18 protein-coding genes and 1 riboswitch are annotated in these 26,104 nt (G+C 65.6%); of the genes, 6 read left to right on the forward strand and 12 right to left on the reverse strand.

Annotation, left to right across the window (positions count from 1 at the left end; genetic code table 11):
• Positions 1-270, forward strand: a complete 270-nt coding sequence (locus WH303_RS02640; RefSeq protein WP_339516788.1) for a hypothetical protein — start codon at positions 1-3, stop codon at positions 268-270.
• A 272-nt stretch (positions 271-542) separates the two neighbouring features.
• Positions 543-1,904 carry a glycerophosphodiester phosphodiesterase family protein gene (locus WH303_RS02645; protein WP_339516790.1) on the forward strand — a complete coding sequence of 454 codons (1,362 nt, stop codon included), beginning with the start codon at positions 543-545 and terminating at the stop codon, positions 1,902-1,904.
• 73 nt (positions 1,905-1,977) lie between these two features.
• On the opposite strand, the gene WH303_RS02650 is transcribed toward WH303_RS02645, so the two are convergent.
• The 3 genes from WH303_RS02650 to WH303_RS02660 form a co-directional block, all read right to left on the reverse strand.
• Positions 1,978-2,667, reverse strand: a complete 690-nt coding sequence (locus tag WH303_RS02650; protein ID WP_339516792.1) for an amino acid ABC transporter permease — start codon at positions 2,665-2,667, stop codon at positions 1,978-1,980.
• Positions 2,664-3,431, reverse strand: coding sequence for an amino acid ABC transporter permease (locus WH303_RS02655; RefSeq protein WP_339516794.1), 768 nt, complete (start codon positions 3,429-3,431; stop codon positions 2,664-2,666). The genes WH303_RS02650 and WH303_RS02655 overlap by 4 nt, the downstream gene beginning before the upstream one ends.
• 67 nt (positions 3,432-3,498) lie before the next feature.
• Complete coding sequence (locus WH303_RS02660; protein WP_021025332.1) at positions 3,499-4,323, reverse strand: ABC transporter substrate-binding protein; 825 nt, start codon at positions 4,321-4,323, stop codon at positions 3,499-3,501.
• Positions 4,324-4,572: 249 nt separating this feature from the next.
• Between WH303_RS02660 and WH303_RS02665 the strand changes: the two genes are divergently transcribed.
• Positions 4,573-5,178 carry a DUF4304 domain-containing protein gene (locus WH303_RS02665; RefSeq protein ID WP_339516796.1) on the forward strand — a complete coding sequence of 202 codons (606 nt, stop codon included), beginning with the start codon at positions 4,573-4,575 and terminating at the stop codon, positions 5,176-5,178.
• Positions 5,179-5,216: 38 nt separating this feature from the next.
• On the opposite strand, the gene WH303_RS02670 is transcribed toward WH303_RS02665, so the two are convergent.
• Both WH303_RS02670 and metH read right to left on the reverse strand, forming a co-directional pair.
• On the reverse strand, positions 5,217-5,486 hold the full coding sequence (locus tag WH303_RS02670; protein WP_312988892.1) for a helix-turn-helix domain-containing protein: 270 nt from the start codon (positions 5,484-5,486) through the stop codon (positions 5,217-5,219).
• Between the two features lie 118 nt (positions 5,487-5,604).
• Entirely contained in the window at positions 5,605-8,358 is a 2,754-nt protein-coding gene (gene metH / locus WH303_RS02675) for a methionine synthase (RefSeq protein WP_339516799.1), read from the reverse strand.
• Between the two features lie 35 nt (positions 8,359-8,393).
• A riboswitch (S-adenosyl-L-homocysteine riboswitch) is annotated at positions 8,394-8,505 on the reverse strand.
• A gap of 225 nt (positions 8,506-8,730) precedes the next feature.
• Between metH and gltS the strand changes: the two genes are divergently transcribed.
• On the forward strand, positions 8,731-9,969 hold the full coding sequence (gene gltS / locus WH303_RS02680) for a sodium/glutamate symporter (RefSeq protein WP_339516801.1): 1,239 nt from the start codon (positions 8,731-8,733) through the stop codon (positions 9,967-9,969).
• 65 nt (positions 9,970-10,034) lie between these two features.
• Here gltS and WH303_RS02685 read toward each other — a convergent pair whose 3' ends face one another.
• Positions 10,035-10,454, reverse strand: a complete 420-nt coding sequence (locus tag WH303_RS02685; protein ID WP_027010524.1) for a PACE efflux transporter — start codon at positions 10,452-10,454, stop codon at positions 10,035-10,037.
• Between the two features lie 104 nt (positions 10,455-10,558).
• Here WH303_RS02685 and WH303_RS02690 point away from each other — a divergent pair, with 104 nt between their 5' ends.
• A complete protein-coding gene (locus WH303_RS02690; RefSeq protein ID WP_312988888.1) occupies positions 10,559-11,497 on the forward strand; it encodes a LysR family transcriptional regulator in 939 nt (312 codons plus the stop codon).
• Here WH303_RS02690 and WH303_RS02695 read toward each other — a convergent pair.
• The 6 genes from WH303_RS02695 to WH303_RS02720 all read right to left on the reverse strand — a co-directional run bounded on the left by WH303_RS02695 (position 11,494) and on the right by WH303_RS02720 (position 24,769).
• Positions 11,494-14,877: a mechanosensitive ion channel domain-containing protein gene (locus WH303_RS02695; RefSeq protein WP_339516803.1), complete on the reverse strand. Its 3,384-nt coding sequence runs from the start codon at positions 14,875-14,877 to the stop codon at positions 11,494-11,496. The two genes, WH303_RS02690 and WH303_RS02695, sit on opposite strands and share 4 nt — an antisense overlap.
• A 117-nt stretch (positions 14,878-14,994) precedes the next feature.
• Positions 14,995-20,496 (reverse strand): DNA repair ATPase, encoded by a 5,502-nt coding sequence (locus tag WH303_RS02700; protein ID WP_339516805.1) that lies wholly within the window; start codon positions 20,494-20,496, stop codon positions 14,995-14,997.
• Positions 20,497-20,625: 129 nt separating this feature from the next.
• Positions 20,626-22,716 (reverse strand): flotillin family protein, encoded by a 2,091-nt coding sequence (locus WH303_RS02705; protein WP_339516807.1) that lies wholly within the window; start codon positions 22,714-22,716, stop codon positions 20,626-20,628.
• Positions 22,717-22,794: 78 nt separating this feature from the next.
• Positions 22,795-23,478 (reverse strand): ubiquinone biosynthesis protein UbiH, encoded by a 684-nt coding sequence (locus WH303_RS02710; protein ID WP_339516809.1) that lies wholly within the window; start codon positions 23,476-23,478, stop codon positions 22,795-22,797.
• Positions 23,479-23,571: 93 nt separating this feature from the next.
• Positions 23,572-24,276 carry a PspA/IM30 family protein gene (locus WH303_RS02715; protein ID WP_312988081.1) on the reverse strand — a complete coding sequence of 235 codons (705 nt, stop codon included), beginning with the start codon at positions 24,274-24,276 and terminating at the stop codon, positions 23,572-23,574.
• Between the two features lie 40 nt (positions 24,277-24,316).
• On the reverse strand, positions 24,317-24,769 hold the full coding sequence (locus WH303_RS02720; protein ID WP_239644952.1) for a YjfI family protein: 453 nt from the start codon (positions 24,767-24,769) through the stop codon (positions 24,317-24,319).
• A gap of 349 nt (positions 24,770-25,118) precedes the next feature.
• Here WH303_RS02720 and WH303_RS02725 point away from each other — a divergent pair, with 349 nt between their 5' ends.
• A complete protein-coding gene (locus WH303_RS02725; protein ID WP_339516814.1) occupies positions 25,119-25,913 on the forward strand; it encodes an enoyl-CoA hydratase in 795 nt (264 codons plus the stop codon).
• The last annotated feature ends 191 nt before the right edge of the window (positions 25,914-26,104 follow it).

A 26,104-nucleotide genomic window follows, 5' to 3' on the forward strand; every position in this document is an offset into this window, starting at 1 on the left:
ATGCATATGATTTTGGTCATGCTGACCGGCTTGCTGCTGCTGGCCGTCTTTGCCCTGCTGGGCAAGCTCTGGGGCGCCGATGCGGCCAGCATCATGCTCGCCGCCAAATACTTCATCCCCGCCTGGCTGGGCGTGGTGCTGGTCAATATGTGGGTCGGCGTCCACAAGGCCGGCTACACCGTCGCGCAGGAGCTGCCCATCTTGCTCGTCAACTTCGCCGTGCCCGCCGCGCTGGCGCTGGGCCTGGTCTGGTGGTTGGGCCGCGCCTGATCGGCGATTGGACAGAACACCACAGTTGCCGCGCTGCAGCATCGAAAACACTGGGCCAGCCCCCAGCCTTGCACTACGCTGGTGCATGGAATTGGATGCCTGCAGCGGTTGATGGGGGTGTTCTCTACAGGCGGCAGCAACAGCTGCCAAGTGCCCGCACACCTCGCCTGTTGTGAGCCGCAGACGCGTGCTTTACATTGTCACCGTGCCGTCATACCGACCCCGCAGCATCCATCCACTTGCTGATTCACCAACCCTGGGGACAACGGACGATGACAACACACCAACCCACATTTCGCCTGGCTGCGCTGGGCTCTGCCCTGTGCGGCGCACTGCTGCTGACCGCTTGTGGCGGCGGCGATGATGATCCCAGCTTCAAGACCCTGGACGGCAAGCAGCCCCAGGTGATCGCCCACCGTGGCTACTCGGGCATGTACCCCGAGCAGACCCGCATGGCCTACGAAAAGGCGGCCGATGCCGGCGCCGACATGCTGGAGCTGGACATGCACATGACGCGTGACTGCCAGCTGGTGGCACGCCACAACGCCTGGCTGAGCGACAGCACCAACATCGCCGACGTAGCCAAGACCAATGCCGCCGTGGCAGCCCGCAAGCGCACCATGCCCGGCGTGCTGGTCGATGTGAAGTACCCCGCCATTCCGGCCAACGGCCCCAGCCAGTACCTGACGGACCTGGTCGAGCCGGGCAACCAGAAATCGGTGCTCAAGGCCTTGATCGTCGACGGCGAAGACCACAGCAATGACTGGTCGATCAGTGACTTCACGATGCAGGAGCTGCGCGACTGGATTGCCGGTACCACCTTGGACAACCGCGCCGACCGCCCCACCGAGTGGAACGGCAAGCTGCCGCTGATCAGCGCCCAGGATGTGATCGACATCGCAGCGGCCAAGGGCAAGTCGCTGGGCCGCACCATCCCCGTGTATGCCGAAACCAAGAACCCCTACTGGAACAACCAGCAGGCGATCGCCAATGGTTGCGGCAGCGGCAGCCACCCGTTTGAAGACGCCGTGATGGCGCTGCTCGAGAAGAACAAGCTCAACAGCAAGGACTCGGCCGTCTACATCCAGAGCTTTGACCCCGAGAGCCTCAAGTACCTGCGCAAGGCCGGCATGAAGGCCAAGGGCGTGCAGCTGATCGATGGCAATGACTTCGACCTCAAGGACGGCTCGATGGTCTACATCACCACCGATGAATGGACCTTCATCAGCGGCCGCCCCTACAGCTGGACCCTGGCTGGCGATGCCCGCACCTTTGCCGTGATGCAGACCCCGGCCGGCCTGGCCGAGATCAAGACCTATGCCGACGGCATCGGCCCCTGGAAGCCCCAGATCCTGGCCCACTCCGTCGTGCCCTACAAGGATGGTTCGGGCCTGAAGGACGTCAACACCTTGAAGGACACCGGCCTGATCGCCAACGCCCACAAGGCCGGCCTGATCGTGCACAGCTTCACCTTCCGCAACGAAGCGGGCCGCCTGGCCGGCATCTACAAGGGTGACCCGGTGCAGGAGTTCCTGGCCTACTACCGCCTGGGCATCGACGGCGTGTTCACCGACTTCACCCCGACGGGCGTACAGGCCCGCGATGCCTACATCACCGAGCTGAAGAACCAGTAAGCACGGCGCAGCAGTGCTCACCCCCAAAAGGACGCCTGGCGTCCTTTTTTCATGCCCGCATCAGCGTGCCAACTCAGCGTACCAAATGCGGCTGGCTGCGCCGCGCCAGCGCCCAGGCCAGCAGGTTCAGCGCCGAGCACATCAGCCAGTAGATCGCGCCCACCAGCAGGAACACCTCGGCCGGGTGCACCATCAGCCGCGCATTGACCTGGGTGGACAAAAAGGACAGCTCGCCCACGCCGACGATATAGGCCAGCGAGCTGTCCTTGATCAGGGTCACCCACTGGTTCACAAACGAGGGCAGCATCACCGCCAGCGCCTGGGGCAGGATGAGGCTGCGCAGCACCTGCCAGCGCGTCAGGCCCAGCGCCGCGCCCGCATCCCACTGGCCCGGCGCAATCGCCTGCAGGCCAGCGGCCACGCCATGGGCCAGGTAGGCGCCGCTGACCAGCGACAGCGCACAGACCACCGAGAAGCTGCCCGGCACATCCAGCTTGAACAGCACCGGCAGCAAAAAATAAATCCAGAAGATCAGCAGCAGCACCGGAGTGGCGCGCAAAAAACCCAGCAGCACCCGCAGGCACTGCAAGGCCCGGCCCCGCCCCATCACCAGCGCAATGCCCAGCGCCAGCCCCAGCACGGCAGAAAGCAGGCCGGAGACCGCGCTCAGGATCAGGCTCAGCAAGGCGCCGCCCGGCGGCCCTTCGGGAAAGGTGCCGACCAGCAGGTAGAGCCAGTCATCACCCAGTGCAGCAAAGTTCATGTGCGCCTCACCTCCACCCGGCCCCAGCGGCGGCGCTGGGCCAGCTGCTGGCTGAGCAGCTCCAGCCCGATGATCAGCACGATGTAGAGCAAGGTGGTGATGCCATAGACCTGGAAGGACTGGAAGGTCTCGGCCTCCGCCTGGCGCGCCCGGTACGACAGCTCGGCCAGGCCAATGGCCATGCCCAGCGAGGTGTTTTTGACGATGTTCATGTACTGGCCCATCAGCGGCGAGATGACCCGCGCCAGCGCCTGGGGCAGCACGATATGGCGCAGCAGCTGCCAGCCGACCATGCCCAGCGAACGCGCCGCCTGGCTCTGGCTGGCGGGCACGCTGTTGATGCCGGCGCGCACTTCTTCGCCCACATAGGCCGTCGCATAGAACACCATGCCGATGCAGGCCGAGACAAACTCCAGCGAAGGCCAGACCAGACTGAACGGCCCCAGCGCCAGGCTGTGCGCCTGGTTGAGCCAGGCCATCCAGGCCGGTGGCAGCAGGCTGGGCACGCCAAAGTACCAAAAGAACAGCTGCACCAAGAGCGGCGTATTGCGAAACACCGACAGGTAGACCAGCGCCAGCCAGCGCAGCGGTGCCCAGGCCGCGCTGCGCGCCACCGCAAAGCCTATGCCCAGCACCGTGGACGCCGCAATCACCAGCAGCGAGGCCAGCACCGTCGTGCACCAACCTTCCAGCAGCCAGCGCCAGTACTTGCCCGCCAGCAGATGCGGCCACAGCGGCTCCAGCCAGGACATCAAAAATTGCATAAACACCGACCCCAAAAGGCACAGCCCCGCGCCTTCTCAGACGCGGGGTTGTGCCCTACCTGTGCTGTTAAGGCTTGTCGCCGATCTTGAAATTGCGCACCAGCGGCGTGGCGCTCTGCGGCCCGAACCAGGTGTCATAGATCTTGCCGGCCTGCCCGCTGGCCTCCAGCTCCTTCAGCGCAGTGTTGACAAAGTCCGTCAGCGCCGCCTCCCCCTTGGGAATGCCCACGCCGATGTAGTCGCTCGAGATCGTGAACGCCGGCACCTCCCACTTGTCGCGCTCCTTCTTGTCCTTGATGGTGGCCAGCAGGCCGACCAGCTTGGGGCCGTCTTGCGAGATGGCCTGCACATTGCCATTGCGCAGCGCGGTGAACGCAAACGGTGTGTCGTCATAGGCCACCAAGGTCGCCTGCGGGTGCTTCTCGCGCAGCACGATCTCATTGGTCGTGCCCTTGTCCACACCGATGCGCAGCTGGTTCAGCTGCTCGGGCGAGGTCAGCGTGCCCTTGGCCGCGATGAACTGCGTGCCCGAGGCAAAGTAGGGAACGCTGAAGCCCACCTGCTTGGCACGCTCGTCGGTGATCGTGAAATTGGCCAGCACCAGGTCGACCTTATTCGACAGCAGCAGCGGCACGCGGTTGGCCGGGTTGGTTGGCACCAGTTGCAGCTTGACCCCCAGGCGCTGCGCAAAGGCCTGTGCATAGTCCACATCCAGGCCCACGATCTTGCGCGTCTTGGGATCGACAAAACCAAACGGTGGATTGGCATCAAAGGCCGCCACACGCAGCACCCCCGCCTGCTTGATATCCTGCAGGCGATCGGCCCACACCGCCCCCGATGCCAGCGCTGCCACCGCAGCGGTCGCCACCATCGCCCATGCCTTGTTTTTCATAGCTATGCTTTCTGAGATCCCACGCCAGGGCACCATGCCCGGGCCAGCGAAACGTTGATTGGAGGCCCAGTGTAGGAACGCAGACCGTCGTTGGACAACGACGATTTCATTCAATCGATATGTAGATTTCGCATGTACGATTCGACGACAAAGCACATCGCCCAAAACGCCCAAAAGGCTTTATAAGCAGGGGAGCGCAGCACAGCCGATGTCTGCACCTGCCGCCCCATCCCCCAAGAGCCACCCGCCATGGACCGCAAAACCACCACCAGCGCACTGCGCGCGCAGTTCTTCCCGCAGCTTGTGGCCGAAGGCTTTGTCCGCCAGGGCGATATCGCCCGGCGGGTGCTGGACGGTGGGGTGGTGCATGTCGTTGAGGTCCAGCACCGCCCGCGCAGTGCGGTGTTCCAGGTCAACCTGGGCGCCCATCTGTTGGCGCTGGGCGATGTGGCCGGCGGCACCCTGCCCGCGCCGCAAACCATGCGCGACCATGACTGCGCCTGGCGCGGCTCGGTCATCGCCGGTTTTCGCAACGCCACAGACGCCGAGTTTGCCTACGGCGCCAGCGCACAGGATGCGGCCGAATCGGTGGCCTTTCTGGTGTCGGAATGGCAGCGGCAGTCGCAGGCCTTTTTTGCCCCCTCCAGCGACTACCCTGCATCGTTTCTAGATGCCGCCCGGCTGGCGGCGCAGGACACGGACATGCACCCCGCCCACCTGCTCATCTGGGCCCGGGTCGCCGTCCTGTTGGGTGAGGCTGCACTGGCGCAATCGATCGCCCAATCGGCGCTGCCAAGGGTGCCGGAGCGCGCTACGGCGCTGCGTGCGAATCTGGAGGCGGTTTTGGCGGGTTGAGGGTTGGAATAGACGCCGAGCAGTTCCTCAACCGCGCTTTACCAATCATCCAGTGACCGGAGTTCAGAGCCGGCATAGTCGCGCGGTTCCGGGTGTGACCGCAGTACCAGGTCGACGCCCAGAACGCTCAGGAGTTTCATCAAGCGTTCAGCGCTGACCGCCTTGGGATTGCGTTCCATCGCAGAGACCGTCTGCTGGGTCACCCCCATGCGCATGGCCACATCTGCCTGGGTGAGCTTCGCCGCCTTGCGAAAAGCGCTCAGAAATATCGGTAGTTGCCGGCTGGTGTGGACGATGAATTCATCCATGCGTACTCCCCATTCACAGTAACTCAGGAGCAGCTATTGTGAGGCCACAACCCATAGGCTGTATTCCGAAAATACAAGTCTTAGTTTGTATTTCCGTTTTACAGCCTATGGCTTGTATTTACGCCAAATTCGGCGCCAGCGCCCGGCGCAGCACTTCGATGTTCATGCCCCGGCGCTGGGCCATATCGGCCAGCTGGTCTTCGCCGATTTCGCCGACATTGAAGTAGACAGCTTCGGGGTAGCCCAGGTAGAAGCCGCTGACGCTGGAGGCGGGGAACATCGCCAGGCTCTCGGTGAGGTGCATGCCGATGTCGGCGGCATCCAGCGCCTTGAACAGGTCGATCTTGGCGGTGTGGTCCGGGCAGGCGGGGTAGCCGGGGGCGGGGCGCACGCCCTGGTATTTTTCCTTGATGAGTTCCTCGTTGCTCAGCTGCTCATCGGCGGCATAGCCCCACAGGTCTTGGCGCACGCGCAGGTGCAGGCATTCGGCAAAGGCTTCGGCCAGGCGGTCGGCCAGGGCCTTGAACATGATGCCGCTGTAGTCGTCCAGCGCGGCTTCAAATTCCTTGTCCTTTTTCTCGGCACCGATACCGGCGGTGACGGCAAACAGTCCGGCGTAATCGCCGATGCCCGATTCCTTGGGGGCGACAAAGTCGGCCAGGCAGCGGCTGGGGCGCATCACGTTGTCCACCGCCTGCTTCTCGGTTTGCTGGCGCATGCCGTACCAGGTCAGCAACTCGGTACTGCGCGACTCATCGGTGTAGAACACGATGTCGTCGCCCACGCGGTTGGCGGGGAACAGGCCCATCACGCCATTGGCCTGCAGCCAGCGGCCTTCGATGATCTTCTTGAGCATGGCCTGGGCATCGGCCAGCACCTTGCGCGCCTCCACACCGACGACCTCATCGTCCAGGATGGCAGGGTACGGACCAGCCAGGTCCCAGGTCTGGAAGAACGGGCCCCAGTCGATGTACTGGGCGATCTCGGCCAGGTCAAAGTTCTTGAACACGCGGCGGCCCAGCACGCGGGGCGTGACGGGCGGGTGCGCGGCAAAGTCCACCGGGGTGGCATTGGCGCGGGCCTGGGCCAGGGTCCACAGCGGGGTCTTTTTCTTGTTGGCGTGCTGGGTGCGCACCTTGTCGTAGTCGGCCTCCACCTCCTGCAGGTAGCGGTCCTTGTTCTCGCCCAGCAGGCTCTGGGCCACGCTCACGCTGCGCGAGGCATCGGGCACGTAAAGCACGGGGCCTTCGTACTTGGGGGCGATCTTCACGGCGGTGTGCACGCGCGAGCAGGTGGCGCCGCCAATCAGCAGCGGGATCTTCTTGATGCGGAAATAGTCGTCCTTGTGCATCTCGCCGGCCACATACTGCATCTCTTCGAGGCTGGGCGTGATCAGGCCCGACAGGCCAATGATGTCCGCGCCCTCGGCCTTGGCCCGCGCCAGGATCTCGTGGCAGGGCACCATCACGCCCATGTTGATGACCTCGAAGTTATTGCACTGCAGCACCACGGTGACGATGTTCTTGCCGATGTCATGCACATCGCCCTTGACGGTGGCGATGACGATCTTGCCCTTGCTCGATACATCGATGCCCGCCGCTTCCTGCTGGCGCTTTTCCTCTTCGATATAGGGCACCAGGTGGGCCACGGCCTGCTTCATCACGCGGGCCGACTTGACCACCTGGGGCAGGAACATCTTGCCGGCGCCAAACAGGTCGCCGACGATGTTCATGCCGTCCATCAGCGGGCCTTCGATCACATGCAGCGGGCGCCCGCCGCCTTGCACCACGATGGCCTGGTAGGCCTCTTCGGTGTCTTCGGTGATGAAGTCGGTGATGCCATGCACCAGCGCATGCGACAGGCGCTCATTCACCGTCTTGGGGCTGTCGGGCGTGCCGCGCCATTCCAGCTTCTTGCTGTCGTCCTTGGCACCGCTCTTGGCGCTGTCGGCCACTTCGACCAGGCGCTCGCCGGCGTCGGGGCGGCGGTTGAGCACCACGTCTTCGACGCGCTCGCGCAGCACCGGCTCGAGGTCGTCATAGACGCCGACCATGCCGGCGTTGACGATGCCCATGTCCATGCCCGCCTGGATCGCGTGGTACAGGAACACGGTGTGGATCGCTTCACGCACCGGGTCGTTGCCGCGGAACGAGAACGACACGTTGGACACGCCGCCGCTCACCTTGGCGCCGGGCAGGTTCTGCTTGATCCAGCGCGTGGCCTCGATGAAGTCCACGCCGTAGTTGTTGTGCTCTTCGATGCCGGTGGCCACGGCAAAGATGTTGGGGTCGAAGATGATGTCCTCGGGCGGGAAACCGACCTCGTCGACCAGGATGCGGTAGGCGCGCTCGCAGATCTCGATCTTGCGCTCGTAGGTATCGGCCTGGCCTTTTTCGTCAAAGGCCATGACCACGGCAGCGGCGCCATAGCGCTTGACCAGGCGCGCGTGTTTCTTGAATTCGTCCACGCCCTCCTTCATCGAGATGGAGTTGACGATGCCCTTGCCCTGGATGCAGCGCAGGCCCGCCTCGATCACCTCCCATTTGGAGCTGTCGACCATGATGGGCACGCGGGCGATATCGGGCTCGGAGGCGATCAGGTTCAGAAAACGCACCATCGCGGCCTTGCTGTCGAGCATGGCCTCGTCCATGTTGACATCGATCACCTGGGCGCCGTTTTCCACCTGCTGGCGCGCAACGGCCAGCGCCTCTTCGTACTGCTCATTCAGGATCAGGCGCGCAAAGGCCTTGGAGCCCGTCACATTGGTGCGTTCGCCCACGTTGACAAACAGGCTGTCCTCGCCAACAAACACGGGCTCCAGGCCCGACAGGCGCATGGGAGGAACAGAAACGGGGGCAGCAGACGCGGACATGGGGCTCACCTGTGAAAACCAGAAAACAGAGACAGAACAGGTGAGCGCCGTTGATGCGGGCCATGCCGTGCATGCCCGTCGACCTGCCCCAAGCCTGACAGGCCTGCGATGGGGTACCACCGGCCTGCTGCAGCGCTCCTTGGGACAAGGCCCTGCATTTTAAGCCAGGCCGGCCGCTGGAGCACAGGCAGGGGGACTTGTCCATAGCCGCAAACACCACTCACCGTTGTTGGTTATAGCCCTATTCAATCAGACGATGCTTCGGCATTCACCCATATTGCAGCGCTTTGCCGGCAAAAAACACCAACCCATAGTCAACACCGGCTTTCTGTTTTCAAACAGGTCCAGGCCTGCTCTTTGAGGAGAATTCCCTTGCATCTGAGTTTCAGTGCTTACTACACCCTGATCTTTGCCGTCCTCGTGCTCTTGCTGGGCAAGTGGCTGACGCGGCATATCCGCTTTCTGCGCGACTTCAATATCCCCGAGCCCGTCTCCGGCGGCCTGGTGGTGGCAGCCATCATCTTTGCGCTGCACCAGGCCACCGGCCTGACCCTCGCCTTTGCCAACGCGATGCAGACCAGCTTCATGCTGGTGTTCTTCTCGTCGATCGGGCTGAGCGCCAACTTTGCCAAGCTGCGTGAGGGCGGCATGGGCCTGGTGGTGTTTCTGGGCGTGATCATCGCGTTTATCTTTGTGCAAAACGGTGTCGGCGTGGGCCTGGCCACCCTGCTGGGGCTGGACCCGCTCATTGGCCTGGTCGCGGGCTCGATCACCTTGCTGGGCGGCCACGGTACCGCTGGCGCCTGGGGCTCGGTGCTGGAGAACCAATACGGCCTGAGCGGCGCCACCGCGCTGGGCATTGCCTGCGCCACCTTTGGCCTGGTCATCGGCGGCCTCTTGGGCGGCCCCCTGGCCAAGCGCCTGATTACCCGCCACCAGCTGGCCCAGCCACGCACAATAACTGAGAAAGAAGTAAGCGAACACACCGAAAACAACGACAGCAGCCAGGTCGCCAATTTCGAGACGCCCAATACCGCCCCGCGCCTGATCACTGCCGAGGCCGCCATCGAGACCCTGGCGCTGTTTGCCGGCTGCCTGGCCTTTGCCGAGTTCATGACCAGCGCCACCCAGGGCACGATGCTGCAGCTGCCCACCTTTGTCTGGGCGCTGGGCGGCGGCGTGGTGATCCGCAATGTGCTGGACTACGGCTTTGGCTTCAAGGTGTTTGACCGCGCCATCGACGTGTTTGGCAACGCCGGCCTGTCGATCTACCTGGCCATTGCGCTGCTGTCACTCAAGCTCTGGGAGCTGGCCGATCTGGCCGGGCCGCTGATGCTCATCCTGGCCGTGCAGACCGTGGCGCTGGCGCTGTTTGCCGTTTTCATCACCTTCCGCACGATGGGCCGCAACTACGATGCCGCCGTGCTGGCCGCCGGCCACTGCGGCTTTGGCATGGGCGCCACGCCCACGGCTGTGGCCAACATGCAGGCCATCACCAGCCAGTACGGGCCCTCGCACAAGGCCTTCCTGATCGTGCCACTGGTGGGCGCGTTCTTTATCGACATCATCAATGCCTTTGTGCTGCAGCTGATGATTGCCTGGCTGCGCTAAAGCACAGCCATTAACAGCAACGGGGCGCCAGTGGTAACACGGCGCCCCGTTGCTTTTTCAGACCCTTACTGTGCCGATTGCGGCAGGCCAAACAGGCGGTCGAACGACCAGTTGAACACAAAGGTGTAGACCAGGAAGAACAGCAGCAGGCCGATGTCCATCACCAGCGCATCCCAGAGGCTGACCTCGAACCACCAGGCAAACAGCGGCACGAGCATGAAGACGAGACCGCCTTCCATGCCCAGCGCATGTGCAATGCGACGGCCCAGGCCACGCCCACGGGTGGGCTGGGTGGCCTCCCAGCGCTCGAACAAATGGTTCCAGACGACATTCCACAGAATCGCGATGGCCGACGAGGCAGCGGCCACGACACCGGAGTGCGCCGCGCCCTGGCCCGAGAGGGCCGACAGGCCTGCCGTGGCGGCCACGATGGCGATGGCCTCGTACAGGGCCACATAGACCACGCGCCGCATGGGCCCCTGCAGAGACCAAGGGCTGTTGTGTATTTTTTGAACTGACATAGGGCGCTATCTTATGTGTCATGAACTGATAACATAAGTCAGAATCTTTCAGAAAAATTGATACATCAATGCGCAGTGCCTTCGCCCCCTTTGACTCGGACACCATCCAGACCCTGCTGGCCGTGCTTGACCATGGCAGCTTCTCGGCCGCAGCCCGGGCGCTGGGCAAGGTGCCCTCGGCCGTCAGCATGCAGATCGCCCAGCTCGAAGCCGAGCTGCAGATGCCGCTGTTCGCGCGCGAAGGGCGCGAGCCCCGGCCGCTGCCCGCCGCATTGGCGCTGGAACCACAGGCGCGCCTGCTGGCCGCGCAGCTGCAGCAGCTCAACGCCCATGCGCTGGCGCTGGAGCAAGGGCTGGAGTCGCGGCTGAGCCTGGTGATGGCCCCGGAGCTGCTCTCAGCCCCCTGGGCTGCGCCGCTGGCCGCCTTGGCGCAGGAGTACCCGCAGCTGGCCGTCGAGGTGCTCACGGCCCCCCAGGCCGATGCGCTGACCATGCTGCACAGCGGCCGCGCGCAGCTGGCGCTGGTGTTTGAGCGGCCGAGCCTTGACGGCCGCGAGGGTTTCCAGGAAGTGGCGACCGAGACCTTGCTGGCGGTCATCGCCCCCAGCCACCCGCTGATGCAGGCGCTGGGCCAGGCTCCTGCGCCCGGTGAGGCCGCCCGGCCCCAGCTGCGCGAGCACCACCTGACCAATACGCGCCAGATCATCGTTGCCAGCCGCGACTGGTCGCTGGACCATGAGCGCCTGGTCTATGCCCGCGATGTCTGGCGTACCGACAACCATGTGGCCGCCCTGCAGATGGTCAGCGCCGGCATTGGCTGGGGCTGGCTGCCCCAGCCGCTGGTGGCGCCGCTGCTGCAATCGGGCGCGCTGGTGGCGATGGAGTTTGCCAACCTCAGCAATGGCGCCCAGCTCTATGTGGATGTGGTCTGGTCCAAGGAGCACCCGATGGGCCTGGCCGCCAAGCGCTTTGTGGCGCTGGTGCAGGCAGCCTCCCAAACGCCTTAAGCGCCCTGCGTCTCCTGCGCTGCAGCAGCGGCTGGCGGCAGATCGCGCACATGGATGTCCATCTGCGGGAAGGCCACCGCAATGCCGGCCGCCTTCAGGCGCGCGTTGATGCTGCGGTTGAGGTCGTTGCGCACCGGCAGGCGGTCGTCCACCGCACCCACATAGACGCGCAGCTCGAACTTCTGGCCCTGGCCTTCGAGCGCCATGAACCAGCAGTTGGCCTCGGGCTCGCGCAGCACCTTGGGGTGCTCGGCCGCAATCGCCAGCAGCATGCGCTGCACCTCGGCCGGATCGCTGCCGTGCGCGACCGAGACATCGATGATCAGGCGCGTCACATCGTCGCTCAAGGTCCAGTTCGTCACCTGGCCGGTGATGAAGGTCTTGTTCGGGATGACGATTTCCTGGTTGTCGAAATCCAGCACCGTGGTCGCGCGCGTGCGGATGCGCGTGACGGTGCCGGTGTGCTGGTTGATGGTGATCACATCGCCGACCCGGAAGGGCCGCTCGACCAGCAGGATCAGGCCCGAGACAAAGTTGGCAAAGATCTCCTGCAGGCCAAAACCCAGACCCACGGTCAGCGCGGCGGCCATCCACTGCAGCTGGCTCCAGCGCAGGCCCAGCAAGGACAGCGCGCTGACCGTGCCGGCAATCGTGATGCCGTAGCGCGCCAAGGTCGCCATCGTGTAGCGGTCCGAGCTGCTGACCCGGCGCGTGCTGGAGAACACCACCTCGACCAGGCCGGGCAGGTTGCGCGTCAGGCTGAAGGTCATCAGCAGGATCAGCGCGCCCACCAGCAGGTCCATCAGGCTCACCGGCGCGGGGCGGGCAATGCCGCTGGCCTCGGTATTGGTGGTGTACCACAGCACCACGCCCTCAAAGCGCAGCAGCGCCGGCAGCACCGGCGACCAGGCGTACACCAGGCTCAGCGCCACCAGCACCCGCTGCAGCAGGCCCAGTAGGCGGTGCGCCTGCGTGCTGACGGTGACCAGCGCCATCTGGCTTTGCTCATCGGCGGCATTGTTGTTGGCCGTGGGGGCAGTTCCGCCACCAGTGGCGGCATCGGCCGCCGCTGCCGCATTGGCCGCCTGGCGCTGCAAGGCCGCGGCGCGCAGGCGGTTGAGCGCCAGGCGGCGCTCGCCCAGCAGCAGCCAGCGCCGCAGCAGGCTGACCAGCACCTCGGCCGCTGCAAGAAACACAAAGCTGCTCAGCAGCGCCTGGATCACTTCGGTGGCGGTGTAGACATAGCCCAGCCCAATGCCCACCAGGGTCACGGCCAGCACCAGCAGCACGGCCACGCTCACCACCTGGCTCCAGCGCAGGCCCGGGCGCTGCTTGCGCAGGCTTTGGCGCAGGTAGCGCAAGGCCATCCAGCCCAGGCCCAGGGTCAGCACCAGCAGGCACATGCGGCCCCAGGTGCTGATCGCCGAATCATCGTGGCTGAAGAAGGCCAGACCGCCCAGCAGATCGATGGGCACGATCAGCCAGGTGGCGCGCAGCACCATCTGGCGCAGCACCTGCACGCGCTCACGCGGCCAGCCAAAATGCGCCACCGCCAGCCCGCAGGGGCGGAACAGCACGTTGAGCAGGGTCACGACAAAGACAAAGGCACTCAGCTGCTCGAGCGCCTGGCCCAGCGGCTCGAGCGCCACCGGCGCTGCCGTCGATTGCAGCAGGGTGCCCAGCGCGGCCGTGGCAAAGCTCCAGGGCAGTGCATACAGCAGGCTCCAGCCCAGCGCCATCAAGGTCAGGCCAAAGTGGTCCTGCGAGAAGTTGTCGACCTGCGTGGCAATCGCCTGCAGCTTTTGCAAGGCATAGCGGCGCAGGCCCAGCAGCAGCAGCACGCCGGCAAAGATGCCGGCATAGATCCAGAGATTGCGCAGCATGCTCGCGCCCAGCGCCCGCGCGGTGTTCCAGGGCGAGGCGCTGGCGCCCTGCTCCAGTGCGGCGCCGTCCGAGCTGCGCAGCACCGAGCGCCATTCGTCCAGCCAGGCGCCGCCCATTGCCAGATGGCTGGGGAACCACAGCAGCTCCTTGTCCATCACCTGGCGCAGCGCGTTGCCGCTGTTCAAGGTCGATTGCAGCGCGGCATCGGTCTGCTCCAGCACCGCGATACGCCGCAGCAGCAAGGGCTGGAGCTGGTCAATCAGCGCGGCCTGCTTGGTCCACAAGGCCGTGCTTTGGCTGCTGCCGCGCGTGGTCATGCCCGAGTTGCCGCCACCCGTGGCCGTGCCGTTGAGGCTGAAGCGCCGCTCGCTGGCATTGAACAGCGCCAGCCGCAGCTCGGCCAGCTGCCGCAAGGTCGCCTTGCGGCGCGACTGGATGGTGTTGACGGTGGGCAGCGCCACGCGCTGCTTCCACAGCCACTGGCCCACCGATGCGCTGCCGCCCAGGCGCAGGCGCGCCTGCGTGTCGCGCAAGGCCGAGGCCAGCTGGCTTTGGCGGTATTCGTCGCTCGCCAGGTCCTGGCGCTCTTTGACCAGGCGGTCGTTGTGCGCCAGGATCTGGGCAGCCAGCGCGCTATTTTGCTGCGCCAGCTCGCGCACGGCAGCTGAGGCCTCGGCCGTGTCGTTCTCGGCGGCCTGCGTTTGCTGCACCTGTTGCTCGAGTTGCTGGCGGGCGCGGTCGGCAATGCGCTGGTTCAGCCAGGCCACGCGCGGCGTGCGCTCGAGCAGCTCGCGGCGCTGGGTCTGCAGCTGCACATCGAGCAGGCGCTGGCGGGTCTCGATGGTCGACTGCTCTTCCTGGCGCAGCGCCAGCTCCTGCGTGGCGCGGCGGTGTTCGGCGCTGCGGCGCTGCTGGCGCGCCTGGGTCAGCGCCTTCGATTCTCCCGGCTCGGCCGTCACCGGCGTCGCTGTCTCCTGCACGCGCTGCTGCAGGCTGGCCAGGTCGCTGCGGCCATTGCCGGGCTGGGCCACCAGGTTGGCCTGTTCGGCCGCCGATTTCTCGATGCCGGCCTTGAGCGCGGCAATCGCTTCGCGCTCGTCGGTGAGCAGCTTTTCCAGCACTTCCTGGCTGGCATTGGCGGGCACGCGTTCTTCCCAGCGCGCCTGTATCTGCCCCAGCTCCTGGTCACTCAGTGGTGCGGGGGGCGCACCAGCGGGTGTCTGCACGCGGCTGCGCAGGCGCTCGAGCGACTGGGTCAGCGCATCGGCCTCCTGCTCGGCCGTGGCCGTGGCCGTGGCTTCGCGCTGCGCCTGGATGGCGCGCTCTTCATCGCTGCTGCTGCTCGATGAACTGCCGCCCAGGCCCGCCAGCGAGGTCAGCGACTGTGCCGTCGCTGCCGATGGCAGCAAGCAGGCGCACAGCAGCAGCCACAGGGCCGGCAGCCACCAGCGTGGCAGGCCCTGGCGGGCAGAGGAAAAGTGAGGGGAGGCGCGCATCGGCACAGTGTATCGGCAGGTGAGAGAGCCCGAACCTAGGACAAGGGCGCTGCTTGCACCTGATAACAATGCTTTCAACGTCCCTGGCAGCTGCAACTGCCAGGGACGCCGGGATGCTCAGCGCGGTGGCCGGCGGTCCTGCATGCGGTCAAAGGCCTTGTCGATATCGTCGGCCTGCAAGGTGGGCTGCAGCGGCTGGCGGCCGGCGCGCTGCTGGTCGATCTGCTCTTGCATGCGGGTGGCGACCTGCATCAGCACGCGGTGCAGCCCCAGCTGCTGGCGCCGGCTCTGATCCAGGTGCTCGACCACCGGCTGCAGCGACTGCAGCACCAGCTGGCCCAGCTGCTGCACGGCCAGGTCCAGCGGCGGCGCGTCGGCCTGGCGCGCGGGCTGGGGCGCCGGCGCGCTGTCCAGCACCGCCTGGCGGATGCCGTCGAGCGACTGGCCCACGGCCGTTTGCGCCTGGCCCCATTGGGCCAGCATGCGCTGCAGGCCCTCTTGCGCGGCGCTGTCGCCCTGGTGGCGGGCCTGCTGGGCCTGGGCCATGGCACGGGTGGCGGCGACCAGGTCGACCAGCTGGGTGGTCACGCGGGTGGCGGCATCGGCATTGGCGCCGCCAGCGGCCTGCTGGCGCTGGAACTGGGCCTTGATCTCGGCCCAGCGCGCCTGGCCCTGCGCATCGGCGCTACCGCGCAGCTCGGCGAGCTTGAGCAGGTTCTCCTCGGCGCCACCGGTCAGCATCTGCGCCTCGCCCTGGTAATGGTCGCTCAGCATCTGCGCCATCTCGGCGTCGTTCATCACCGGGGTGATCTTCTCGGCGAGCTTGTTCATGTTGCGGTAGCTGCCCTGCAGCTTGAACGGCGGCTCGGTGCGGTAGCTGTCGTCCTGCGCGGCGCTGTGGATGTACTGCTGGTTCACCTTGAACACCAGCTCGCGCACCTGCAGCATGCGCTGGAGCACCGCCTCCATCTCGCGCAGCTCGGCGGCCGCATAGTCGTGCGACAGCGCATTGGCCGACACCTCCTTGCCCTGCACCCGGTCGAGCAGCAGGTACAGGTCCTGCAGGCTGCGCGTGGCCATCGGCGCGAGCACCGCGTTCGAGGTCATGCTGTTCTCGATATAGCTGAGCTTGAAGACCTCGTCCATGCCGCCCAGCACATCGCCCAGGTTGTAGATATCGGCGCGGTTGGCCAGCATGTCGGGGATCTTGAACACCTCGCCCGATTCGGTATAGGGGTTGCCCGACATGACCACGCAAAAGCGCTTGCCGCGCATGTCATGGGTCTTGGTCTGGCCCCTCCACACGCCTTCGATGCGGCGCGTGCCATCGGACAGCGAGATGAACTTCTGCAGAAACTCGGGATGCGTGTGCTGGATATCGTCGATGTACAGCATCACGTTGTTGGCCATCTCCAGCGCCAGGTTGAGCTTTTCGAGCTCCTTGGCCGCCGTCGCATCGGGCGCCTGCGCCGGGTCGAGCGAGCGCACCGAATGGCCCAGCGCCGGGCCGTTGATCTTCATGAAGATGAGGCCCAGCCGGTTGGCCACGTACTCCATCAACGTGGTCTTGCCGTAGCCAGGCGGCGAGATCATCATCAGCAGGCCCATCTGGTCCGTGCGCTTGTTCTCGCCCACGACGCCGATCTGCTTGGCCAGGTTGTCGCCAATCACCGGCAGGTAGATCTCGTTGATCAAGCGGTTGCGCACAAAGGACGACAGCGGCCGGGCCTTGAACTCCTCGAGCCGGAAGCGCGCGCGGTACTCGCCCAGCAGCTGCTGGCGCAGCGCCTGGTAGCGCTCCCACTGCGGCAGGTAGCGGCGGTAGTGGCGCGCCGCACGCGTGGTCAGCTCGTCGAGCTGAATCTGCATGCGGCCCGCATCCACCCGGCCATGCTGGCCCAGCAGGCCCAGCACCTCGCAGCGCAGATCCACATTGCTGACCTGGTGCGGTAGCTCGCTCTGGCAGACCAGCCAGGCGGCCGCTTCGCTGCAGTAAGGCAGCCAGGCGGCACGCTCGGCCTCGGGGGCGGCCTGGGCCACCGTCTGCAGCCAGTGCAGCGCGCTGCGCCAGCGCTGGGCCAGCGGCGCGGCGCCGCGCTCGCGGCTGGCCTGGCCGGCCTCGCCGCCCGCCCAGTAGCGCTGCAGATCGGCCCAGTGCAGGCCTTCCTTGGGGCCGGCCTTGAGCGCCTGCTGCAGCGCGGCCACCACCGCCTGGCTGGCGCCCGAGAAATGCAAGCGCAGCGCCTTGTGCGCCAGCTCGGCCTGCAGGTAATCGGCAGCGGCGCGCAGCAGGTTGTCGGCCTCGCTGTCCCACTCTCCCGCATCGATTGCGGCCGCTGCCAGCAAGGGGCTGGCCGGGTCGGCGCGCAGCAGTGCATCGAGCAGGCCCTGGTCCTGCGCAAAGGCGCGCAGCTGGGCCATGATGTCGGTCTGCAGCGCCAGGCGCTCGGTCTCGCTGCCCAGCAGCTGCTGCATGGCCTGGGCCTGCTGCGCGCGCTCGGGCCAGCGCGCAATGCTGCTGGCCAGCTGGGGCTGCTGGATATGGGCCTGCTGGCTCCAGAACAAGAGCGCCAGGCTGCGTGCCTGCGGCGCATGGCGCAGCACACCGGCGCCATCGGCCAGCGGCACCAGCGCCTGCAAGATGACGGCCGCATCATGGTCGTGGATGCCGCGCTCATAGCCGTCGCGGTAGCGCGGCGCAGAAAATTCGCGAATCGCCTGGGTCAGCGCCTCCGCATCGGGCAGCAGCTGGCGCAGGCGGTCCTGGCTCCAGCCTTCGCGCCCGGCGCGCACGGCCTGCACCACCTCCAGCGCCAGGTACTCGCCCCGGTACATCTCGGCCGATTCGGCCGGCGACGAGGCATCCCAGTAGGCCTGCAGGCCGGCCAGCTCGGCGTTGTCCACCAGCTCGAAGTACTCGGTGCCCACCAGGTGCAGGTAGAGCTGGCCGTCGCGCGGCAGCAAGGTCAGGTCCAGGTCCTGGTTGCCCACCGAGAAGCGGTGGCGGCCCAGGCGGATCAGCTTGCCATCGCCCTCGTACAAATCATTGCGGTCCTGCAGCGCGCGGAAGGCCTGGTCGCGCAGCGTCTTGATGCGGCCGTCGATGTCATCGGCCTTGACGGGGTCCTGCAGCTCGCCGCGCAGGCGCCCGGCCAGTTCCTTGAGCTTGGCAATCAGCGGATCGCCGGCAAAAAAGGCATGCAGCGCCTCAGGGCTGGCGATCTTTTCGGTGCGCTTGGGCAGGCCTTGCACAATGCGCAGCGCGGCATCGAGCACGCCCTGAGCGCGGCGCTGGCGCTCGTCCTGCAAGGACTGCTTGCGCGCCTCGAAGGTCTCCAGCACCTCTTCGCGCTTGGCGATGATGTCCGAGAGAAACTGCGCATGCTCGCCAAACTGGCTCTCGATGTCTTCGAGCTGTACCAAGAGGCGCGCCAGTTGCTCATCGCATTTCTCGGGCGTCTGGGCCAGGTTCAGGCCGCTGACGATGCTCTGCGAGAACAACGCCAGCTGCGCGGCAAACTGGGCCAGGTTCTCGGCGCTGCCCAGGCCGGATTTGCGCTGCTCGGCGCGTGCGCGCACCTGGTTCAAGCGCGCATAGATGGACGAGATGCGGTCCACCACCGCCGTGCGCTGGGTGGCGTCGTCGATCTTGAGGCTGCCCATCAGCTCGGACAGCAGATCGAGCGCGGCCGACATCTGGGCCATCTGCGCCAGCGGCTCGGCCAGCTGCACCACCGTGGTCGCTGCCTGGGCCTGCTGGTCCAGCGCCTGCAGCTGCTCCACATAGGGCTGCATGGCGGCGTCGGTGGCAATAAAGCCGGCCGTGCGCTGCGAGACTTCGGCCTGGGCCTCGTCGGCCGTCTGCACCATCGCCTCGATCGCTGCGGCATCGACATAGCGCAGCTCGCGCGTGGCCAGCAGCTGGCCGCGCAGGGCCGCCAGGTCGGTCAGCGCCCCCACATAGGCATCGATGCTGTCGCCGTCGGACAGGCGAATCTGCTTGAGCAGCTGCGCATGGCGGCTGCTGACCTCGCCCATGGCCTTGGCCGAGGCCTGGCGGATGCTCTCGACCTTTTCGTACTCGTCGAGCACCGCGTCGCCGGTGGCGACGATGCCCAAAAGGTTCTCGTGCAGCGCCTGCATGCCCGCGCTGCTGAGCCAGTGGTAGCGCTCAAAGAGGCGCCGCGCCGTGTCGATCAGCCGCTCATAGCGCGGCAGCGAGACCTCGGTGGCGGCGATCTCCTTGCGCACGCTGTACAGGTCGGAAATGCCGCTGACCAGCTCGGCATTGCCGATGCGGCCCAGCACGCTTTCCTTTTGCGGCTGTCGCGCGGCATAGTCGTCCGACGCAAAGGGCGTGCGCCACAGCTGCATCGGGTGCACGCGCGAGGCCTCGTTGCTCTCGGCAGCAAAGATGACGATGCGGCCATCGTCCATGCGCGCATAGCCGTGGCCGATGAGGGGCGGCTGCAGCGCCCGCTCGATCAGGTTGTACTTGAACAGCGCCATGCGCCCGCTCTCGGGCTCGTAGAACACATAGAGCACATCCTCGCCATTGGGCGAGCGGATGCTGCGGCGGTAGCGCATGCCCTGCATGTTCTGCTCGAAGGCGCGGTGTTCGCCGTTTTGCAGGTAGTAGCCGCCGGGGAAGATGATGCCGTGGTCCTGCGGCAGCTGGATGCAGGCCGCGCCAATCGCATCCATGCGCAGCACCTGGCGCGACAAGGTGTTGTAGACCAGGTAGCGCCACTGGTCCTCGCGGTAGGGCAGGATCTTGAGCAGCACCAGGCTGCCGACGGCCGCGTATTCAAACACTGCGTCATCGAGCGACTGGTTCTTCTCCTGCACCGGCTCGCGGTAGATGCCCAGGCCGTCATTGGTGTTGTTCTCGACCTTGATCGTCAGGTCACCATCGAGCGTCTCGACAAACACCTTGTCCAAGATATTGATGTGCGGATGGCGGCCCTGCACCAGGTGCTCGCGGCCGGCGCGCTGCCATTCAAAATCATGCGGGGCGGGCAGCTCGATATCGCGCTCGCCCCGGTTGTCGATGTAGCGGATCTGCTGGCCATCGGGCGAGACCGACCAGCGGAACACCCGCACATCGCCCAGGCGCTCGCCGATCTGAAAACTGGCCAGCAGCTTGCCATCGCGCACCGCCAGCTGCATCAGCTTGGTGTGCTTGTAGTAGGCGTAGAGCTCCTGGAAATCCTGCACAAAGCTCTGGATGCCCAGGAAGCTGTCCTTGAGCTCGACCGGCGTGACTTCGTAGCCCTGCTCGCCCTCGTGCAGGCGGTAGAGCGCAAACACATCCTCGATGCGCGTCTCCTGCTTGAGGCCCATGAACACGTTGTAGCCAAACAGCAAAAAGCCGCCGACCTGGGCGATATCGCGGCCCAGGCAGTTGTTTTCGGTGCGCACCCGCATGCGGGCGATGACCTCCATCTGGCTGCGGCCAAACTCTTCCAGCCGGGCTTCATTGAGTTCGCGCGCCAGCGTCTCCAGCGCCTGGCCCTGGGCATCGAGCCGCTTGGCCAGCACTTCATAGGAGCCGCCGCTGGCGACGGCGTCGTCAACGGCAGAACGGTCCGGTGGGTCGTTGGTGGGGATAGTGGACATGGCTAGAGCGGCAGAGAATGCGGTGGGGCAGGGCCGGCCAGCACGGGGGCTGGGGCCTGCGATGGGAGTGGCCCGCCCAGCGGCGCGCAGGGCGCCGCCGGGCCAGGCGGGCTAGGCCAAGGCCTGGACTCAGGACTCGGACGCCGATGGCGGCAGGCTCTTCTTGTCCTGGCCGCCGCCCAGCAGGTTGCTCAGCGCATCCGTGGGCAGGCCCTTGCCGCCGATGAACTTTTGCAGCAGCTCCTGCACGATGGGGCTCTTGGCCGAGACACCTTCGACCGCCTTGCCCACCGACAGCGCCTTGGCAAAGTTGTTGAAGAAGTCGCCACCGCCGCCGACGATGTCGATATTGGCCTTGGACAGCGCAGCCGACAGCACCTCGGCCTGCTCCTGCGCCACGGTCTTGTTCGCCTCGATCGCAGCCAGCGCCTGCTCGAAGTTCTTCTCCAGCTGCATGCGGAACTCTTCGTGCGAGCGGGCCTGGTCGGACAGCGACGCGAGCGCCGTGAACTTCTCGGTCAGACCCTTGGCCTCGGCAAACAGCTTGTCGCGCAGCACATCGGCTTCGGACTGGCCCACATCGCGGGTCACCACCGCCTTGGTGTTGCCCACCTGGGCTTCACCACGGGCCTGCGCCATCAGGCGCTCTTCCAGCACCTTGGCATCGGCCAGGCCGAGCTTTTCGTTGGCATCGGCCTGCGCCTCGATCACGCGCACTTCGGCCAGGCCCTTTTCCTCTTCGCCGCGCGCCTGGGCGATCAGCTTTTCGGCAATGATCTTGGCCTGCACCAGGCCTTCGCGCTCGATGGCCGCTGCCGTCACTTCGCGCACCTTGGCGTCGGCCAGGCCCGGCGCTGCGCGCTCGACCTCGATGGCCTCGGCCATCTTCTTCTTGGCTTCAGCGGTCTTGCCCGCCGCTTCCAGCTCGGCCTGGGCCAAGGTGGTCACCTCAACAGCCTTGTGGCGCGATGCCGACTCGTCGGCCTCGGCCTTCTTGACCTGGCGCACCATGTCTTCTTCGGCCTGGGCCTGGGCGGTCAGCACGGTGACCTGCTTCATGCGCTCGGCCTCGGACACCACACGCACTTCCTTGATGCGCTCCTCTTCCTGGGCCACGCCCTTTTCGACCACCACGCGCTCGCGGATGACATTGGCGATATTGGCCTTCTCGACCTCGATGGCCTTTTCCTTCTCGATGCGCTGCAGCTCCACTTCGCGCTGGCGCGAGACCACTTCCAGGTCCTTGGCGCGGGTGACCTTTTCAATCTCGATCACCACCGCGCGCTCGCGGTTCTGCTGGGCCACTGCGACTTCGCGCTGGCGGTTTTCTTCGCGGATGTCGAGCTGCTCCTGCGTCTGGATGCGGGCCTGCTCGGCTTTCAAGCGCTCTTCTTCCTGCACCTTCTGGGTCTCGGCCTGCTCGCGCGCCTGGATGGTGGCGATCTCGCGCTTCTGGCGCGCCTCGGCATCGGCCTGCTGGCGCTCGAGCGCCAGCATCGCTTCCTTGGTCTCGACGTTCTTCTTGGTCACGGCCAGCTCGGCATTGCGCTCGAGCTCGTTGGTGACGATGTTCTGGTTGGCCGTCAGCTCGGTGATCTTGCGAATCCCTTCGGCGTCCAGGATGTTGTTCGGGTCCAGCGAGGCCTTGGAGGTCTGCTCCAGGTAGTCGATGGCCACGTCTTCGAGCACATAGCCGTTGAGGTCATTGCCGATCACATGGATGATCTGGTCGCGGAAATCCTGGCGGTTCTCGAACAGTTTGACAAAGTCGATCTGCTTGCCCACGGTCTTCAAGGCCTCAGAGAACTTGGCATTGAACAGCTCATTGACGGCGCCCTTCTCCGATGCACGCTCCACACCGATGGCCTTGGCCACCTTGAGCACGTCGGCAGCGGTCTCGTTGACGCGCAGGTAGAAGGCCACGGTGATATCGGCCCGCATGTTGTCGCGGCAGATCAGGCCCTCCTTGCCACGGCGGTCAATCTCCAAGGTGATCAGCGAGATGCGCATGAACTCCTTCTTGTGGATCACCGGCAGCACCATGCCGCCAGTGAACTTCACCTTGGGCTGCGAGGTCGTGTCATTGATGATCAAGGCCGTACCCTGGGGCACCTTGATGTAGAAGGCCTTGACCAGCGCAAACAGGCCCAGGATGACGATGAAGACCGTGCCGATCACCACCCCCGCGACGATGTACCACTCCAGATTTCCCCAATTCATGCGTAGCTCCCTATCAGTATCAATTTCTAAAAAAATGCGATGCGGGCCCGCCGCACTGGCGCGGGCGGCCCGCCCCTATCAAACAGGTGGGTGCAAACCCGGTATCTCGCTGCCGTCGAACTCGGCCTTGCTGACCACACGCCAGGCGTTGTGCGCCGGCAGGTGCTCGATCAGCACGATCTCGGTGCCGCGCGGCAGATCGCGCTCGGGTGAGCGCATCTGCACATTGAGCCCGCCGCCGCCGTCATCGACGCTGCCGTAACCCTGTGTGCCGTTGACGACGCCGCTGCGCACCAGGCCTGTGCGGCCCAGCAGCACCTGCGGGGTCTCCGGCGGCGCAATGCGCGCCACCAGGCCGCGCAGCGGCCGCAGCACCACGACGGTGGCGGCAAAGCCCAGCACCAGGGCGGCCAGCGCCAGCGCGCTGCCAGTGATCAAGTTGACCAGGGTCCAGCCCTCGGGCATCGGCACCAGGTGGCACAGCACATAGGAGGCCAGCCAGGACAGCAGCAGCAACACCGTCAGGATGACAGTGGCCGGAATACCGCCCAGCCCGACCTTGAGCAGCAGACCGGCGAGCGCGCTGACCGAATGCTCCACGCCATGGGCATGGTCGCTGCCATCGAACAGCAGCCATTGGTCCAGCGAATCGGTCTCCACCAGGCCGACCAGGGCGATCAGCCAGTACAGCAGCATGCACAGCAGCAATGCGCCGAAGATGAAGGTCGGAAAGCCCAGCGCATAGTGCAGAAAGGTCGACATGGCAGTCCCTCTTCTCGGTGTGCGGTAGCGGGCGTGGCGCCGGCTCCTCACTTGTTGTGTGTCTGGTCGGGCCAGCCAGGGCCCCGGGCGCGATCAGCCCTCTTTGGAGCCGGCGCGCTGCGCCTTGAGGCGCTCGAGCACCGACTGCGCATTGCCGGCAGCGGCGGTGATGCCGGCGGCACGCAGCTTGGCGTCGAGCGCGTCTTCGCTGCTGCTGTGCGCCAGCTCGGCCGCGCTCTCCATGCGGGCGCCGCGCTCGGCCTGCTTTTGCTTGATGCGTTCGAGCGAATCGAGCGCCGTCTGCACGCGCGACTGCGAGCCGGTGTAGCGGCCCGCCACCGTGGCCTGGGCGCGCTGCACGCTCTCGGTGGCCTTGACGGTGTCGGCCTGCTGCTTGAGCCGCTTGATATTGGACTGCGCGGTCTGGATTGCGCCGCGCAGCTGCTCCACGCTCTGGGTGAAGGCGCCCAGCTGGGCTTCTTCTTCGTCACGCTGGGTTTCGAGCAGGGCGACCTTGCCGGCGACTTCCAGTGCCAGCGCCTCGTCCTGGGTTTCCAGCGCCTTCATCGCATAGCCTTCGTACTCGGCAATCTTGGCTTGCGTGGTCTGCAGCTTGCCGGCGGACAGCTTTTGCTTGGCCATGATCTCGGCCAGCGCTTCCTTGGAGCTGTTCAGGTCATTGTCGGCATCGCGGATTTCCTGGTCCAGGATGCGCAGCGCCTGGCTGTCGGTGACGGCTTCACCCGCCTCGTGCGCGGCGCCGCGCAGCGCAGTCACCAGCTTGTTCCATACGGTCATGATGCTCTCCTTGTACTGTGGGGTCGGGGACGGGCTGCGCTCAGACCTGCGCCAGGGTCAGATAGGGGGCCAGCGCCTCGGTGGCCTGGATCACGCTGTCGGCCAGGATCAGGATCTCGGCCAGGATGTCGTCCGTGCTGCTGTTGGCGCGCATGGCGGCAAACATCACATAGCCCTCACCGCCCCGGGTCAGCGGCTCCAGCGCCATCGTCGTGAACGGGAACAGCTTTTGCAGGCGCAGGATCTGTGCATTGAGGCCGGCGCCATCGCGCACCTGGTTGGCGGGCCACAAAAAGGCCTCGACCACCAATTGCTCACCCGACAGGGCCACATGCACGGGCAGATCGCCAAAATCGGACAGGGTGACCAGCACACTGGTCTCGGCCCCCTCCAGTAGCTCTATCTGCAACTTGCCCTCGCGGGCCAGCGCCGATGCGCCCAGCTCGTCGGCCAGCGCCTGAATGCTGCGGTAATGGTGCTTGCTGCTTTCCATGCTCCCCTCCTGTCGGTAGATGGTCAATGAACCCGGTTGTGCCTGCGGCTGGCGCATCTGCTTTTCCAGCAGGTGCAGGGCCGCGCTGTACTCTGGAAGTACCCAGACCTCTTTTTTCACCAAACCCTGCTCCCGCAGCCGTTGGCGGTGCAGTCGCTGGTAGTGGGCAGATGTTTTTGGGTCCATGGGATGACAATAACAGCCATTACATGTGATGTGTACATGTAATAGTTTCAACATGTAAATTCTCCTTTGAAATCATAGCACTGTAGGGCTATTTCTCGGGCTGTCACCGTGTTTTGTCTCTGTGGGGACCGGCCCCACCCTGTGGCATCTTCACAATGGCCAGATGCTTTTGATCGACCTGCACCATGCCCACGCTGCCTTGCAAGACAACGGCGTCGCCACCTTGACGATTCGCCATGCCGGCAGCCTCAATATCCTGTCGTCACCGGTGCTCGAAGCGCTGGCCCAGGCATTCGATACGCTGGCGCAGGACAGCCGCATCCGCGTGCTGGTGCTGCGCGGCACCGGCGACAAGGCCTTTGTCGCGGGCGCTGATATCAAGGAAATGCGCGCGCTTACGCCCGACAATGCCGCTGCCTTCATCACCCGGCTGCGCCGCGTCTGCGAAGCCGCGCGCCAGTTCCCCACGCCGGTGATTGCCCGCCTGCCGGGCTGGACGCTGGGCGGCGGGCTGGAGCTGGCCTGCGCCTGCGATATCCGCATTGCCAGCAACCGCGTGCAGTGCGGCATGCCCGAGGTCCAGGTCGGCATCCCCTCGGTGATCCATGCCGCGATGCTGCCCCGGCTGATTGGCGCGGCGCGCACGCAGTGGCTGCTGCTGACCGGCGACAACATTGATGCCGCGCAGGCGCTGCAGTGGGGCCTGCTCGACCAGGTGGTGCCGCCCCAGCGACTCGACGGCGAGGTGGAGCACATGGCCAACCAACTGGCTGGCTACGGCCCGCAGGCGCTGCGCCAGCAAAAACGCATGCTGCGCGCCTGGGAAAAGCAATCGCTCGACCAGGCCATCGAAGACAGCGTGCAGGAATTTGCCAACGCCTTCAAGACCGGCGAGCCCCAGGCCTATATGGCCCGGTTTGGCGAGCACGGAAGCACCCGGCAGGCCCCCACCCCCTGATTGCACTTTGCTAGCAGCCGGCATCGCCAGCTGAGCCGGGGCTCCCCCAGCGGAGCCCCTTCGCCGTTTTCTCTCCTCCCCTCCTCCATCGCCCAAACCGCCTGCGTCTGGGCGCTGCCCCATCGCGCCCGGATGGTCTGCGCCACGCTGCCAGCGCTGATGCAGGGCGCAGCGTTGTCGCCAAGCCCCAA

The organism is Comamonas sp. MYb69 (assembly GCF_037479315.1).
GTDB lineage: Bacteria > Pseudomonadota > Gammaproteobacteria > Burkholderiales > Burkholderiaceae_C > Comamonas.